Genomic DNA, 13,333 nt, shown 5'->3' with positions numbered 1-13,333 from the left:
GGCAGGAGAGCCGGTGCCCCGGGCACGGAACGCCGCCCGCAGGCGCCCGGTATCCGGCCCGGAACCCGAGAAGGGCCTGGTGGCCAGGGGATTGCTCCCCGGCCGCCAGGCCCTTCCCACACCGTCGGGACGACAGGATTTGAACCTGCGACCCCTTGACCCCCAGTCAAGTGCGCTACCAAGCTGCGCCACGTCCCGGTGTGCCATCCGCCTGCTTCGCTATTCCCGCAGGTCAGATGGCTACATCGTACATGCTCCGGGGCGCCCTTCCGTACCGGGCCCGCGCCTGCCGGCAGTCCGGGTACGAGCGGCCGCCGTGCGGGCAGCGGTGCGCGCCGGCCTCAGCCCGCCGCCCGCTCAGCGAAGACCTCCCGTGCCGCGGTGACGCCGTTGAGGGCGGCGGGGAAGCCCGCGTAACCGGACATCTGCACGATGACCTCGATGGCTTCCTCCTCGGTGCCGCCGACGTTGAGGAGTCCGTGGAGGTGCACGCGCAACTGGGGCGCCACGGTGCCGAGCGCCGTGCAGATCGCCACCGTGACCAGCTCACGGGTCTTCAGGTCCAGGCCCGGGCGGGAGTAGACGTCGCCGAAGCCGAACTCGATGATGTACTGGGCCAGATCCGGGGCGATGTCCCGCAGAGAGTCGACCACCTGCTGCCCGGCGTGACCGTCGACGCGCTCCAGTGCCTCCTGGCCCCGCTTGAACCGGTCACCGCCCCGCTCGGGCGACGCGGTGCGCGACGCGGCGGCGGAGGGCGCTGCCGCATGCGGGGCCACAGGGTTGGCGGCGAAGACCTCGCGTGCCGCGGCGACGCCGTTGAGTGTGGCCGGGAAGCCCGCGTAGAGGCAGACGTGGATCAGGGTCTCCACGACCTCTTCGCGGGTGCAGCCCACGTTGAGGGCGCCGCTGATGTGGAACCGGAGCTGTGGTGCGGCGTTCCCCATGGCCGCCAGCGCCGCGACGATCGTCAACTGGCGCTCCCGGAAGGTGAGCCCCGGGCGGGAGTAGAGGTCTCCGTAGCCGAACTCGACGACGTAGCGGGCCAGATCGGGGGCGATGCCATCCAGGCTGCTGAGCACCGCCTCGTGGCTGCCGCCACTGACCTCGCGCAGGACGGCCAGCCCACGTGCGTAGCGGTCGTCGCTGGTGGCGGGTGCGGCGGGGGAGTGCGGTGTGGTGTCCATAGGAATCAAGCTAGGTGTGAGAGTGCGCTCTCACGCAAGCGGGAGTCCGCCAGGGCGGTGGGGTGGCTGGTGAAGCGGCAGGGAAATCCGCCGCCCGGCAGAAGCCCTCTGGCCAGGAGGTCCGACCCCGCGTAGGGAGGGAGCCGCCGGTGTCCGGCGACGCGCGCGCTGCCCATACTGTGTCCAGGCTGCCCGCGCGGAGCGCCGCCGGGCGTCAGCGGGGGCCTTGAGCCGTACGGTGCCTCGCCGGGGCCGGTGTGCCGCGCGGGGCAGGACCGCGAGCGGTCCGAGGCCCCCGGCCGTGCGTCGGCGGGGAGGGCACGCTCGCCGGACCGTGTCGGCTGGGCGCCGCTCGCGGCCCGCCGACGCGCCGTACGATCTCGTCCCGCCAACGGCGAAGGGCCTCGCGGCCAGGAATCTCTCCCTGGCCGCGAGGCCCTTTCAGCACCGTCGGGACGACAGGATTTGAACCTGCGACCCCTTGACCCCCAGTCAAGTGCGCTACCAAGCTGCGCCACGTCCCGATGCTTGTCCGGCTGGGGTTGCCCCCTGGCCGACCGCGCACGAGAACAATACCGCACTTCACCGGGTGGTCGCGCACCCCTTTCCCGGCTGTTGATCTTGGTTGTCCGGGTGGCGTCGCGCGGTACTGGGGGGTGCACCCAGGGCAACCTGAGTAGCCGTACTCATGTGCCCGGGTCACGGGCCCGACACGCTACGTGCATGACGACTCCTTCAATCCAGCGTCCGACGACCACCGCGTTCTTCGTGCAGGCCGCGATCTCGTTCGGCCTGTCCCTGGCCGCTGTCGCAGTCGGCATCGCCAAGCTGCCTGTCGGGGCCTGGGAGCGGGCGTTTCTCGCGCTCGGTCTGGTCTTCGTGGTCACCTCGGCGTTCACGCTGGCCAAGTGCGTGCGGGACCGGCAGGAGGTCGACGAGGTGACGAACCGCGTGGACAAGGCACGGATCGACAAGCTGCTCATCGAGCAGGACGTGTTCAAGCCCGGCAGCATGTGACGGGCTGAGCGCGGACCGGGGCCACCTGCTGACGCGGGCGGCCTCGCCGGTGGCACAGCGCCGGGCCCGCCACGGGCTGCGGCGTCGTGTTCGCAGCGGCCCGGGACGCACGCCAGGGCGGGACGTCTCGGCCGCCAGGGCGGCATCGACGGACAGCGCCGCTCTCTCGGAAGAGAGGGCGGCGTTCGGCCTGTCCGGCGGGGGCTGCGCCGCGCGGGCGCGGGTCAGCGGGTCCGGGCGGTGGATGGCGCGGGAGCCGGGGCAGGGGGACGCGGGGGCTCGTCGCCGAGCAGGTAGCGGGCGCCGGAGCCGCGGTCGGCGGCTGTGTCGGCCGGGTTGTACAGGCCGCATTTACGCAGCGACAGGCATCCGCAGCCGATACACCCGGCGAGCTGGCGTTTCAGCTGTTCCAGGGCGTCGATCTGCGCGTCGATCCGCCGAGTCCAGACATGGGCCACCGTGTTCCATTGCGACGCGTTCGGGGCCCGGTCCTCGGGGAGCTTGGCCAGGGCTTCGCCCGCCTCCTCAAGGGAGAGGCCGACCTGCTGGGCCGCGCGGACGAAGGCGACGCGGCGGAGTGTGGCGCGGGTGAAGCGACGCTGGCCGCCGACCGTGCGTTCGGAGTGGATCAGCCCGAGTTCCTCGTAGTACCGCAGGGCGGAAGTCGCCAGTCCGCTACGGGCCGCGAGTTCGCCGATCGTCAGGCGGTCATGCTTCGACGTCATGGCCTTCGAGGGTAGCCGCCGTGGCGGGCCCGCGCTGGCGGCGCAGACGCGGGCGGAGCGGATCGGGCGGACTCCCGCACGCGGGCGCGCACCCGTGGTGGCGCGCTGCCCGCGTTCGCGGACACCCGGCGGCGCGCGGCCGCTTCCGGTCGCCGGGGCGGCGGCGCTCAGGCTCCGCGCAGGCGCTCCATGTCGCGGCGGTCGCGCTTGGTCGGGCGGCCCGCGCCCCGGTCGCGATGGGCGATCACCACGGTCTCCTCGGGCGCCGGCGGCGGTGGGCTGTTGTCCACGTAACAGGTGGCGGCGACGGAAGCGCCGACCCGTTTGCGTACGACACTGGCGACGACGACGATCCGCTCGCGCCCGGCGTGCCGCAGTCGTACCTCGTCGCCGCAGCGCACCGCGTGCGCGGCCTTGACCCGTTCGCCGTTCACCCGGACATGGCCCGCCCGGCAGGCCGCGGCGGCCAGCGACCGCGTCTTGGTGAGCCGCACCGACCAGATCCAGCTGTCGACGCGTACGGTCCCCTCGTCTGCCGTCATGCCCTCGACTGTAGCGCCGGTGCCCGCGCCGCCGGGAGCTTTATCGCGGCGTGGGGGACATATCGGCGGTGGCGGAGATGCGCGGCGCGCCTCGGGGCCGCCGCGCGGCGGGTCCGACCAAAGGGGCGAATGGGGCTGTTTTGGTTTTGGGGCGCATGTGATGGGCCGGGCACGGTACTCGTCGCAGGTGTAATGAGCCGGGCCCGCCTCGCCCCGCGCGGGCGGCTACTCACCAGGGGGTGAGCGATGAGCGCGAAGCCGATGACCGCGGGTGTGAGCCGCCGGCTGTGGCGGTGGCGGCGCAACCCGTTGCGCCGCCGCTGCGACGTGATCGAGGGGTGGGTGGCCGTGCTGGCGGTGGTGATCATGGTCGCCGGTGGTGCGGTGCTGGGCGCCATGTCGGCCACCGCTGTGGAGCGGCCCCTGCTGCGGGAGTACGAGCAGCGCCAGCCGACGCGGGCGCAGCTCGTCGAGGAAGCCCCGGTGCGCCCCCGCGACCTGGGGGAGCCGGGCGACAGCCGGGTACGGGCCGAGGTGCGCTGGACGACCCCTGACGGTAAGGAGCGCACGGCTGAGACGCGGGTGGTCGAGGGCCAGCGGGCGGGCGCGGCGGTCACGGTCTGGACCGACGCGCGCGGGAACCTCACCGCGACCCCGCTCACCCCCGAGCAGGCGACGACGCGGGCCGTGACGGTCGGCGCCATGGCCGCCACCGCCTTCTGTGTCCTGGTGCTGCTCGCCCGCCGCGTCGTGCTGCGGCGGCTGGACCGGGTCAGGGAGGAGCAGTGGGAGCGCGCCTGGGCCGAGATCGGGCCGAAGTGGAGTGGCCGGGTCTGAGTGCGGCGCGGCGGCCGAGGCCGTGTCCGGCGGATCGTGCTGGGGGAGCGCCTGCCCGTGTGTCGCGGTGCGGAGTGCGGGTGTGTCGTGGCTGGTCGCGCGGTTCCCCGCGCCCTGAGGGGGTACATTTCCGCGCTGGGCCGGGGCTGTTTCTCCTGGGCCTGGCGGCCTGGCAGGCCCCGTGCGCAGCCTGATGCCGGGCACGCGTGATCCGCCGGATACCCCCTGCGCCGGCCGGCGGCTCACCGGGATGCGCCGAACAGCTGTGTCCAGTACGTCCCCGCCTGGCTGCCCATCGCGTATCCGACGCCGATCCGGTCGAAGTCCGGCTTGAGGATGTTGGCCCGGTGGCCGGGGCTGTTCATCCAGCCGCGCACCACCTCGGCGGGGGAGCGCTGGCCGCAGGCGATGTTCTCGCCGATGCCGCTGTGGGTGCATCCGGCCGCTGCCGCCCGGTCCCACGGCTCGCGCCCCTCGGGGGTGGTGTGGGAGTAGAAGTCCCTGGCGGTCATGTCGGCGCTGTGCGCCTGCGCGGCCACGGTGAGCAGCGGGTCGGTGGCCAGTGGGCGCAGTCCCGCGGCGGCGCGTTCGGCGTTGGTCAGTGCGACCACCTCGGACGCGAAGCGGACCAGACCGGCCACCGAGAACGGCTCGGCCCACAGCGCCGTCCAGTAGAGGTCACCGGAGGTGGAACCGGTGGCGTGACCGACACCGGCATGGGTGAGGGCCGGGTCGCGGAACGGGGTGGCGCGCCGCTCGTCGGTCAGGCAGTACTCCACGAACTCGGCCGGTGTGCGCGGTCCGGAGACGATGTGCTCGGCGATGGTCAGGCAGACGAGCCCGGTGGCGGTGATCCGGTGGAAGACGGACGTCCCGGCGGGGGCTTCGAGGCCGAGGCGTTCCTGAGCCGCCATCGCACCGGCGTGGGCGGTGGCGGCGCTGGTCAGCCGTCCGTCGAGGGTCACCGGCCGGGTACGGGCCCGGGACCGGGCCGCGTTGACCAGCGGTAGGAAACCGTCCGCCGTGGCCGGACCGCCCGCAGGCGCCGGACCGCTCGCCGCCCGCACCGGACCACCCGCCGCCTGGGCTCCGCCGCCCGACGGTGAGTGCCGCCCACCGGTCGTCCGTGCCTGGCGAGGTGGTGCCGGACGGAATGGCGCCGGGCGAGGCGGCGCCGGGCGAGGCGGCGCGGGTGTGTCCTCCAGCACCTCGACTCCGAAGTCACGGGCGACCCCCGCCAGGCCGTCCGCGTAACCCTGCCCCAGGGCCCGCAGCTTCCAGTCGGAGCCGCGCTGGTAGATCTCGGCGAGCAGCAGCACCGTCTCGTGGGTGGGGCGCTGCGGGGTGAAGCGGGCGACGGGCGACCCGTCGCCGAGGGTGACGATCAGGGTCGGCGCGGGCAGTCGCCCCAGGGCCGTGCCGGGGTCGGCGGGGCTGACGGCCACCGTGACGCGGCTGGCGCCGGGGCGCAGACTCCCGGTGCGGAGCGTGAGCGTGTCACCCGCCAACCGGGCGCCGGATGCGGCGGGTTGGTTGAAGAAGACGAAGTCGGCGTCGCCGCCGACCTTGCCGTCGCCGCCCGTGATCAGCGCGGACACGTCGAAGGGCCCGGGCACCCGGAGGGTCAGCGTGCCTCCGGGCAACACCTGATTGCCACCTGGAACCAGCTCGTTCATCTCGTACCCCCGCTACGGCGTCGCTCAGTTGAGGAACGCCGCTGCTGAGCGGGTGGTTTCAGGGCGTGCGGTGCCGCGGGGCGGCGTGGCCGGGGCCCGGGGTGCGAACGGGTGGACCTTCGCGGTCAGGTACGGCGTACGGCGCGCGTCCTGTCCGCCCGGCCCACCCCTGGGAGGTCTGCTGAACCCGTCACGGCCACGGGGTGGTGGGCCGCGGGGTGGCCAGGCCCACGGCGAGGATCAGGCCAGCGCTGCGCTATCTCTTGACCCTCCCGGCACAGGAACGTAACTTCAGCCCACCTTTTGAAGGAGCCACCCCTAACGCACCGTCAACTTCGTTCAGAGGATGAATGGTATGGACAGTATGCGGAGGCGTACGTTGCTCGCGGCCGTCGGCGGCACGGTCGTCACGGCCGGTGTGGCAGGCGGCCAGGCATCCGGAGCGCACGCGGCGGAGGCGGCGGGCCCCCGGGCAGGGGCGCCCGCGGGGCCCCGGCCCCCGCGCCGGACCAGCGCCTACGAGCGAGAGATCGCGGAGCTGCTCGGCCGGATGTCGGTCGAGGAGAAGCTCGGCCAGCTCCAGCAGCTCTCCTGGACCGGGGACACCGGGCCCGGCGGCGGGCAGAACACGGAAGCGGAAGAGGCGGCCCGCAACGGCAGGCTCGGTTCCGTACTCAACATCCACGGAGCGAAGAACACCAACGCGGTGCAGCGGCTCGCCGTGGAGCAGTCGCGGCTGGGCATCCCGCTGCTGTTCGGGCTCGACGTCATCCACGGCTTCTGGACGACCTTCCCCATTCCACTGGCGCAGGCGGCGAGCTTCGACCCCGGCACCGCCGCCTCGGACGCCGAGGTCGCCTCGGCCGAGGCGCGCTCCAACGGTGTGCACTGGACGTTCGCGCCCATGATGGACGTCACCCACGAGCCGCGCTGGGGCCGGATCGCCGAGGGCGCGGGCGAGGACCCGTATCTGACGGCACGGTTCGCCGCCGCGAAGGTCACCGGTCACCAGGGCCGCGCCGACGGCAAGGACCTGGGCAGGAAGGACCGGGTCGCGGCCTGCGCCAAGCACTTCGCCGCGTACGGAGGCGCCGAGGGCGGACGCGACTACAACGCCGTGGACGTCTCCGAGGCGCGGCTGCGCAACCTCTACTTCCCGCCGTTCAAGGCCGCGCTGGACGCGGGTGTGGCCACGGTCATGGCGTCGTTCAACACGATCAGCGGCGTCCCCGCCCACGGCAACTCGTACCTCCTGACCGACGTGCTCAAGGACGAATGGGACTTCGGGGGCTTCGTCATCAGCGACTGGACCGGCGTCCAGGAACTCATCACGCACGGGTTCGCCGCCGACGGCGCCGACGCGGCCCGGCTCTCGCTGGGCGCCGGGGTCGACATGGAGATGGTCAGCACCCACCTGCGCGACCACGGCAAGAAGCTCCTGAAGTCCGGCCGGATCACGCGGGAGCGGCTGGACGACGCGGTGGCCCGCATCCTGCTCGTCAAGTTCCAGCTCGGGCTCTTCGACCACCCCTATGTGGACGAGGACGCCGCGATCACCGAGCCGACCAGCGAGGCCCGCGCGGCGGCGCGCACGGTCGCAGGCCGGTCCATGGTGCTGCTGAAGAACGAGCGGAAGACGCTGCCCCTCGACCGTGCCGCGTCCTCGGTCGCCGTCGTCGGCCCGTTCGGCGACTCGACCGACCTGCTCGGGACGTGGGCCGGGCCAGGGGCGCGGAAGTTCCCCGCGGTCACCGTGCTCGACGCGGTCAGGAAGGCCGCGCCGAAGGCCCGTGTGACGTACGCGAAGGGCGTCGCCGCCGAAGGGGGCGACACCAGCGGCATCGCCGAGGCGGCCGCGGCGGCCAAGGCCGCTGAGGTGACGGTGGTCGTCGTCGGTGAACCCGCCGCGCTGAGCGGCGAGGCCGGCTCGCGCAGCGAGATCGGGCTGCCGGGCGCACAGGCGGAGCTCATCAAGGCCATCGCGGACACGGGCAAGCCCTTCGCCGTCGTCCTTGTCAACGGCCGCCCGCTGACCATCGGCGGCTGGCTGGGCGCCGCGCCCGCCGTCCTGGAGGCGTGGCACCCGGGCACCGAGGCTGGGAACGCCATCGCGGACGTGCTCTTCGGCTCCGTCAACCCCGGCGGCAAGCTTCCCGTGTCGTTCCCCCGGGCCGTCGGGCAGATCCCCATCCACTACAACCACGAGAACACCGGCCGCCCCTACGACAAGGACAACAAGTTCTCCTCCAAGTACCTCGACCTGGCTCACGGGCCGCAGTTCCCGTTCGGCCACGGTCTGAGCTACACCACCTTCGAGGTCGGCCGTCCGCAGCTGAGCACGGGCCGGATCGCGGCCGAAGCGCTGCGCGACGGCAAGACGGTCGAGGTGACGGCCACCGTCCGCAACACCGGGGACCGCGAGGGCGACGAGGTCGTGCAGCTCTACGTGCACGACCCGGTGGCGAGCATCGCTCAGCCGGTGCGCAGACTGCGCGGCTTCCGCAGGGTCACCCTCGGCGCCGGTGCCGCCAGCACCGTGCGCTTCCGGCTGGGCGCCGAGGACTTCGGCTTCTGGACGAACGACCACGAGGGCCGGTTCCTGGTGGAGAAGGGCGACATCGAGATCTACGTGGGCCGCGACTCGACGGCCAAGGACAAGACCCTGCTGCGGATCACCTGACACCGGGCCCATCGCCCTGCCGGTGGACGGGCCGCGGGCAGACACCAGACCCGCACCCCGCCCCGGACCAGCCCGCCCCGGACCAGCCCCGCCCCGGGCTCCGCCGCCCGGCGACACCAGGCCCCGGAGTCCGGCCCTGGCTAGCGGGTGCCCGGCGGATCACGCGTGCCCGGCATCGGGCCGCGTAAGGAGCCTCGCCGCCAGGCCCAGAGGAGCAGCCCTGGCACAGCGAAGGAGCATGCCCTGCCAGGGGCGCGGGGAACTGCGCGACCAGCCACGACGCACCCGCAGTCTGCGTGCGACGCACGGACATGGGCACCCCTCCCTGGCATGACCCGCCGGGACCCGGCCTAGGCGCTGGGCCGGGGGAGCGTCGTGGACCACAGGGTCAGCTCCTCCGGCGTGCGGGGCGCGAAGCCCGGCTCCGTGAGCAGCCCATGGGCGCGCAGCATCTCGGCGACCGCCACGCTCCACGGCCTGCGGAGCCGGGCGGCGTCGAGGAGGTCCTGGTCGGCGAGCAGCTCGGCCGCCGGTCCCGTACGCAGGCCCTCCGGCGTCAGGACGGCCGCGTCGTCCGCCCACCGCAGAGCGAGGTCCACGTCGTGGGTGGCCATCACGATGGTCGTGCCCGCGGCCTGGAGACGGCCGAGGACGTCGAGCAGCCGCTCCTGACCATGCGGGTCGAGCCCCGCCGTGGGCTCATCGAGGATCAGCACCCGGGGGCGCATCGCGACCGCCCCCGCTATCGCCGCGCGCTTGCGCTGCCCGTACGAGAGCAGGTGGGTCGGGCGGTCCTCAAGCGCCGCGATGTCGAGCGCGTCCAGCGCCTCCCGTACACGGCCGCGCACCTCCTCCTCGGACAGCCCCAGATTCATCGGGCCGAACGACACGTCCTGCGCGACCGAGGCGGCGAAGAGCTGGTCGTCCGGGTCCTGCACGACGAGCTGCACCGTGGTGCGCAGCCGCGTCAGGCCCTTGCGGTCATAGCGGACGGGCTCGCCCTCCAGCAGCAGTTGGCCGTCCGCGCACCGCAGGCCGCCGTTGAGGAGCCGCAGCATGGTCGTCTTGCCGCCGCCGTTGCGGCCGAGCAGCGCCACGGCCCGCCCCTCGCGCACGGCGAAGCTCACCCCGCTCAGCACGGGCGGACCGTCCTCGTAGGCGTACTCAGCCCGTACGAGTTCGATGACGGGCCGCTGCGAGGTCATGGGAGGAACCTTTCGGTGACGAGGGTGAGGCCGGTGAGGGCCGCCAGCAGTGCGGCGGTCGCCCCCAGGAAGGAACGCGAGATCTTCGCCTCGGGGACCAGCACCCGCAGCGTGCCGTCGTACCCCCGCCCGGCGAGGCCCGACTGGAGGCGGGCGGCGCGGTCGAAGGCACGGACGAACGCGGTCGCCCCCAGCCCCGCCAGCGACCGCCACTGGGCGCTGGTGGTGGTGAGGCCCAGCCGGGCCGCCTGCGCCTGCCGGATCTGCGCCATCGAGTCCAGCAGCAGGAAACTCATCCGGTACGTCACGAGCGCGACGTCGACCACGGCGGGCGGCACGCCCGCCCGGACCAGCCGGGGGAGCACATCGGAGACGGGCGTCGTGAACGCGAACAGCAGCAGGCCGAGCGAGGCCGCCGAGGTGCGCGCCAGCAGCTGCCCCGCGAGGACCGGCCCGTTCGGTGCGAGCGCGACCAGACCGTCAGGACCGCCCACCTCGAACAGCAGCGGGACCGCGCCGGTCACACAGAAGCCGAGCGGGATGCGCCAGGCCCGCCACAGCTGCCGCGGTACGACCCGGGCCGGGCCGATGAGCACGGTCAGTGTCACCGCGGCGATCAGCGGGGCGCCCGGCCACGGGGGCAGTGAGATCGCCAGGACGGTCAGCCCCAGGCCCAGGCATGCCTTGTCCAGGGGGTGGCGGCGGCGCCAGTGGCTGCTGTGCGCCGCCGCGTCGATGGGGAGCATCGGCGGCTACGACCGGGGTGAGCCGGGAGTGCCGCTCACTGGCGCGCCCGCGTCCGCGTCCGCCCCTGTGTCCGTGTCCGCGGTCGTGCCTGGGCGTTCGTCCGTGGGCTCGGCTTCGCCGGACGTGGCGGCCGTCCCCTCCGCCGTACCTGCGGCCGCCGCGCGGGCCTCCCCTTGGCGGCGCCCCTTGCGCAGCCCGAAGTAGTACGCGAGGACGCCCGCGCCGAGCGCCGCCTGGAGGGCGAACAATGCCGACTCGATCTCGCCCGACGGCGGTTCGTACAGGGGTGAGAACCACGGGTCGTAGTCCGGTTCGTTCTCGATGATCGCCGTCTCGGCCTGCGCGTCGGCGCCGGTGAACGGCTCCTCCTTGTCGTCCCCGAGACCGAGCACGAGCGGCATCACGGCCAGTGCGGCCACGATCAGCAGCAGCAGAGCGTTGATCTTCGTGTCGCGCTTCATCCCGCCACCGCCTTCTCGTCGCGGCCCTTGCGGCCGGGCAGCAGCACGCCGAGCCGGGTCAGCTCGCCCTTGCTCGACTGGGTCAGGAGGCGCATCACCAGCACGGTGAGCAGGCCCTCGCTGACCGCCAGCGGGATCTGGGTCACGGCGAAGATGCCGCCGAACTTGGCGAGCGCGCCCAGGAAGCCGCTGCTCGGGTCCGGGAAGGCCAGCGCCAGCTGCACGCTGGTCACGCAGTAGGTGCTGAGGTCGGCGGCGAAGGCCCCGAAGAACACGCAGACCATCAGGGGCGCGCCGAACCGGCGCAGCAGCCAGTACAGCCCGTAGCCGGTCCACGGCCCGACGATGGCCATCGAGAAGGCGTTGGCGCCCAGGGTGGTGAGGCCGCCGTGCGCCAGCAGCAACGCCTGGAACAGCAGCGTGATGGTGCCGAGCACCGCCATGACCGGCGGTCTGAACAAGATCGCTCCGAGTCCCGTTCCCGTGGGATGGGAGCAGCTCCCCGTCACTGAGGGGATCTTGAGCGCGGAGAGGACGAACGTGAAGGCTCCGGCCGCACCGAGCAGCAGGGTGCTCTCGGGGTGCGCCTTGACCTCGCGGGTGAGTGCCCGGACACCGTGGGCGACGAACGGAGCTGACGCGACGCCCCAGGCGACCGCGTGCAACGGGGGCAGATACCCCTCGGCGATGTGCATGACGTAAGAGACCTCTCCAGCACCTCGTGGATGGACGACGCGCCTTGGCCGGTCTCCTGGCTTACGGGTCATGCCGTCAAGCTCCGCCTTCCCAGATCGCCGTCTTGTTGGCGATCCAGTGGCTCCCGAGGGATGGAACTGGACTTCCCGATCACAGTGGCGAGGGCCGCACCGGTTCTTCACCGGTTTCCCGTGCACCAAGGCCCTGAGACAGTAGCGGCCGCCCCAGCCTGCGACAACCCGCGCACGCGCGTTCATCGCGTTCCCCTCCGCACCTCAGGGCGCCGTCGGTCGGCCTCATGTCCAGGGCCTGGAGGGTTTATCCACCCCGCTCGTGTGGCACCCGACGCCGACAGCCACAGGACGGCCCGGCGGCGGGCGCTCGCACGCCATCGTCGGCCGGGACCCGTGGGGGACACGGACCACCGGGGGGTGCGAGACGCGGGGAAGCCGGTGAACGCGGAACCGCCAGGGAGTGAGGGCACATGGAGATCGGTTACAAACTGGCCGCCGAGGCGTTCGGCCCGGCGGAGCTGGTCCGGCAGGCACAGCGAGCGGAGGACGCCGGCTTCGACTTCGTCGAGGTCAGTGATCACTATCACCCCTGGCTGGACAACCAGGGCCACTCGCCGTTCGTGTGGACCGTCCTCGGCGCCATCGCGGAGCGCACCGAGCGCATCGGCCTCGCGACCGGCGTGACGTGTCCGACCGTCCGGTACCACCCGGCGATCATCGCGCAGGCGGCGGCGACGCTCGCGCTGGTCTCGGAGGGCCGGTTCACGCTCGGCATCGGCTCCGGTGAGCGGCTCAACGAGCACGTCGTCGGGCGCGAGTTCCCCGGGGTGGGCACCCGCCACGCGATGCTGCGTGAGGCACTGGAGATCATTCGCCTGCTGTGGCGCGGCGGATACCGCTCGTACGACGGCAAGTATCTGCGACTGGAGGACGCCCGGGTCTTCGACCTGCCCGAGGAGGCCCCACCGATCGCTGTGGCCGCCAGCGGCCCGCCGTCCGCGCGCATCGCCGCCGAACTCGGCGACGGCCTGTTCGCCACCGAGGACAAACCGGAGATCGTCGAGCGCTACCGCGCGGCGGGCGGCACCGGGCCGGGCTACGCCGAGGTCCCGATGGCGTGGGCGGCTGACGAGCACACGGCGGCGAAGGCCGCCCTGGACACCTCACGGTGGGCCCTCACCGGCTGGAAGGTCATGAGCGAACTCCCCAACCCGGTCAACTTCGACGCCGCGACCACCACGGTGACCCAGGACGACATCATGGAGAAGTTCGCCTGCGGCCCCGACCCCGCCCGGTACGTGGACACGGCGCGCGGTTTCGCGGACGCCGGGTTCGACCACCTGGTGATGCAGAACGCGGGCCCCGACCCCGACGGCTTCATCGACTTCTACGCGAGGGAACTCGACGGCCCGATGCGCCGGCTCACGGCGCGCGCCGTGGCCTGACCTGGCCGGCCATCGATACGGCGGCGCACAGCAGCCACTGGCGCCGCCGCCAGGAGCACTTGGACCCGCCAGGAGCACTTGGACCCGCCAGGAGCACCTGG

At 72.9% G+C, this 13,333-nt stretch carries 12 protein-coding genes, 2 tRNA genes and 1 riboswitch; of the genes, 4 read left to right on the top strand and 10 right to left on the bottom strand.

The window, feature by feature from the left end:
• Positions 1-124 precede the first annotated feature (124 nt).
• From AC5P1B_RS20150 to AC5P1B_RS20140, 3 genes are all read right to left on the bottom strand, one after another.
• A tRNA-Pro gene (locus AC5P1B_RS20150) sits at positions 125-198 on the bottom strand.
• A gap of 143 nt (positions 199-341) precedes the next feature.
• Positions 342-1,187, bottom strand: a complete 846-nt coding sequence (locus AC5P1B_RS20145) for a carboxymuconolactone decarboxylase family protein (RefSeq protein ID WP_493888700.1) — start codon at positions 1,185-1,187, stop codon at positions 342-344.
• Between the two features lie 450 nt (positions 1,188-1,637).
• A tRNA-Pro gene (locus AC5P1B_RS20140) sits at positions 1,638-1,711 on the bottom strand.
• A 199-nt stretch (positions 1,712-1,910) separates the two neighbouring features.
• On the opposite strand from AC5P1B_RS20140, the gene AC5P1B_RS20135 reads away from it, so the two are divergent.
• Positions 1,911-2,204, top strand: a complete 294-nt coding sequence (locus AC5P1B_RS20135) for a YiaA/YiaB family inner membrane protein (protein ID WP_493888699.1) — start codon at positions 1,911-1,913, stop codon at positions 2,202-2,204.
• 224 nt (positions 2,205-2,428) lie between these two features.
• On the opposite strand, the gene soxR is transcribed toward AC5P1B_RS20135, so the two are convergent.
• Positions 2,429-2,929, bottom strand: coding sequence for a redox-sensitive transcriptional activator SoxR (gene soxR / locus AC5P1B_RS20130; RefSeq protein WP_493888698.1), 501 nt, complete (start codon positions 2,927-2,929; stop codon positions 2,429-2,431).
• Between the two features lie 167 nt (positions 2,930-3,096).
• Positions 3,097-3,471: an RNA-binding S4 domain-containing protein gene (locus AC5P1B_RS20125; protein ID WP_493888697.1), complete on the bottom strand. Its 375-nt coding sequence runs from the start codon at positions 3,469-3,471 to the stop codon at positions 3,097-3,099.
• A 246-nt stretch (positions 3,472-3,717) separates the two neighbouring features.
• Here AC5P1B_RS20125 and AC5P1B_RS20120 point away from each other — a divergent pair, with 246 nt between their 5' ends.
• Positions 3,718-4,308 carry an Rv1733c family protein gene (locus AC5P1B_RS20120; RefSeq protein WP_493888696.1) on the top strand — a complete coding sequence of 197 codons (591 nt, stop codon included), beginning with the start codon at positions 3,718-3,720 and terminating at the stop codon, positions 4,306-4,308.
• Between the two features lie 242 nt (positions 4,309-4,550).
• On the opposite strand, the gene AC5P1B_RS20115 is transcribed toward AC5P1B_RS20120, so the two are convergent.
• Complete coding sequence (locus AC5P1B_RS20115) at positions 4,551-5,984, bottom strand: CAP domain-containing protein (RefSeq protein ID WP_493888695.1); 1,434 nt, start codon at positions 5,982-5,984, stop codon at positions 4,551-4,553.
• A 355-nt stretch (positions 5,985-6,339) separates the two neighbouring features.
• Here AC5P1B_RS20115 and bglX point away from each other — a divergent pair, with 355 nt between their 5' ends.
• Positions 6,340-8,664 (top strand): beta-glucosidase BglX, encoded by a 2,325-nt coding sequence (gene bglX, locus AC5P1B_RS20110; protein WP_493888694.1) that lies wholly within the window; start codon positions 6,340-6,342, stop codon positions 8,662-8,664.
• Between the two features lie 350 nt (positions 8,665-9,014).
• Here bglX and AC5P1B_RS20105 read toward each other — a convergent pair whose 3' ends face one another.
• Genes AC5P1B_RS20105 through AC5P1B_RS20090 form a run of 4 tightly spaced genes read right to left on the bottom strand, consistent with a single transcriptional unit; the run spans position 9,015 to position 11,772 of the window.
• Complete coding sequence (locus tag AC5P1B_RS20105) at positions 9,015-9,869, bottom strand: energy-coupling factor ABC transporter ATP-binding protein (protein WP_493888693.1); 855 nt, start codon at positions 9,867-9,869, stop codon at positions 9,015-9,017.
• Complete coding sequence (cbiQ, locus tag AC5P1B_RS20100; protein ID WP_493888692.1) at positions 9,866-10,615, bottom strand: cobalt ECF transporter T component CbiQ; 750 nt, start codon at positions 10,613-10,615, stop codon at positions 9,866-9,868. Before cbiQ ends, AC5P1B_RS20105 begins: the two co-directional genes overlap by 4 nt.
• A 6-nt stretch (positions 10,616-10,621) precedes the next feature.
• Complete coding sequence (locus tag AC5P1B_RS20095; RefSeq protein WP_493888691.1) at positions 10,622-11,077, bottom strand: energy-coupling factor ABC transporter substrate-binding protein; 456 nt, start codon at positions 11,075-11,077, stop codon at positions 10,622-10,624.
• Positions 11,074-11,772, bottom strand: a complete 699-nt coding sequence (locus AC5P1B_RS20090; RefSeq protein WP_493888690.1) for an energy-coupling factor ABC transporter permease — start codon at positions 11,770-11,772, stop codon at positions 11,074-11,076. The genes AC5P1B_RS20095 and AC5P1B_RS20090 overlap by 4 nt, the downstream gene beginning before the upstream one ends.
• Positions 11,773-11,801: 29 nt before the next feature.
• Positions 11,802-11,989: riboswitch (cobalamin riboswitch) on the bottom strand.
• A 268-nt stretch (positions 11,990-12,257) separates the two neighbouring features.
• Here AC5P1B_RS20090 and AC5P1B_RS20085 point away from each other — a divergent pair.
• Positions 12,258-13,232 (top strand): TIGR03557 family F420-dependent LLM class oxidoreductase, encoded by a 975-nt coding sequence (locus AC5P1B_RS20085; RefSeq protein ID WP_493888689.1) that lies wholly within the window; start codon positions 12,258-12,260, stop codon positions 13,230-13,232.
• The last annotated feature ends 101 nt before the right edge of the window (positions 13,233-13,333 follow it).

The sequence above is a fragment of the Streptomyces sp. A01 genome, from assembly GCF_059026195.1.
Note: the sequence above shows the minus strand (reverse complement) of the source record. Positions and strands in the feature narration are given on the sequence as shown.

Bases quoted from the DNA above. Each gene is read 5' to 3' on its own strand.
- AC5P1B_RS20145 (WP_493888700.1), bottom strand. From the start codon at position 1,187: ATGGACACCACACCGCACTCCCCCGCCGCACCCGCCACCAGCGACGAC.
- AC5P1B_RS20135 (WP_493888699.1), top strand. From the start codon at position 1,911: ATGACGACTCCTTCAATCCAGCGTCCGACGACCACCGCGTTCTTCGTG.
- soxR (WP_493888698.1), bottom strand. From the start codon at position 2,929: ATGACGTCGAAGCATGACCGCCTGACGATCGGCGAACTCGCGGCCCGT.
- AC5P1B_RS20125 (WP_493888697.1), bottom strand. From the start codon at position 3,471: ATGACGGCAGACGAGGGGACCGTACGCGTCGACAGCTGGATCTGGTCG.
- AC5P1B_RS20120 (WP_493888696.1), top strand. From the start codon at position 3,718: ATGAGCGCGAAGCCGATGACCGCGGGTGTGAGCCGCCGGCTGTGGCGG.
- AC5P1B_RS20115 (WP_493888695.1), bottom strand. From the start codon at position 5,984: ATGAACGAGCTGGTTCCAGGTGGCAATCAGGTGTTGCCCGGAGGCACG.
- bglX (WP_493888694.1), top strand. From the start codon at position 6,340: ATGGACAGTATGCGGAGGCGTACGTTGCTCGCGGCCGTCGGCGGCACG.
- AC5P1B_RS20105 (WP_493888693.1), bottom strand. From the start codon at position 9,869: ATGACCTCGCAGCGGCCCGTCATCGAACTCGTACGGGCTGAGTACGCC.
- cbiQ (WP_493888692.1), bottom strand. From the start codon at position 10,615: ATGCTCCCCATCGACGCGGCGGCGCACAGCAGCCACTGGCGCCGCCGC.
- AC5P1B_RS20095 (WP_493888691.1), bottom strand. From the start codon at position 11,077: ATGAAGCGCGACACGAAGATCAACGCTCTGCTGCTGCTGATCGTGGCC.
- AC5P1B_RS20090 (WP_493888690.1), bottom strand. From the start codon at position 11,772: ATGCACATCGCCGAGGGGTATCTGCCCCCGTTGCACGCGGTCGCCTGG.
- AC5P1B_RS20085 (WP_493888689.1), top strand. From the start codon at position 12,258: ATGGAGATCGGTTACAAACTGGCCGCCGAGGCGTTCGGCCCGGCGGAG.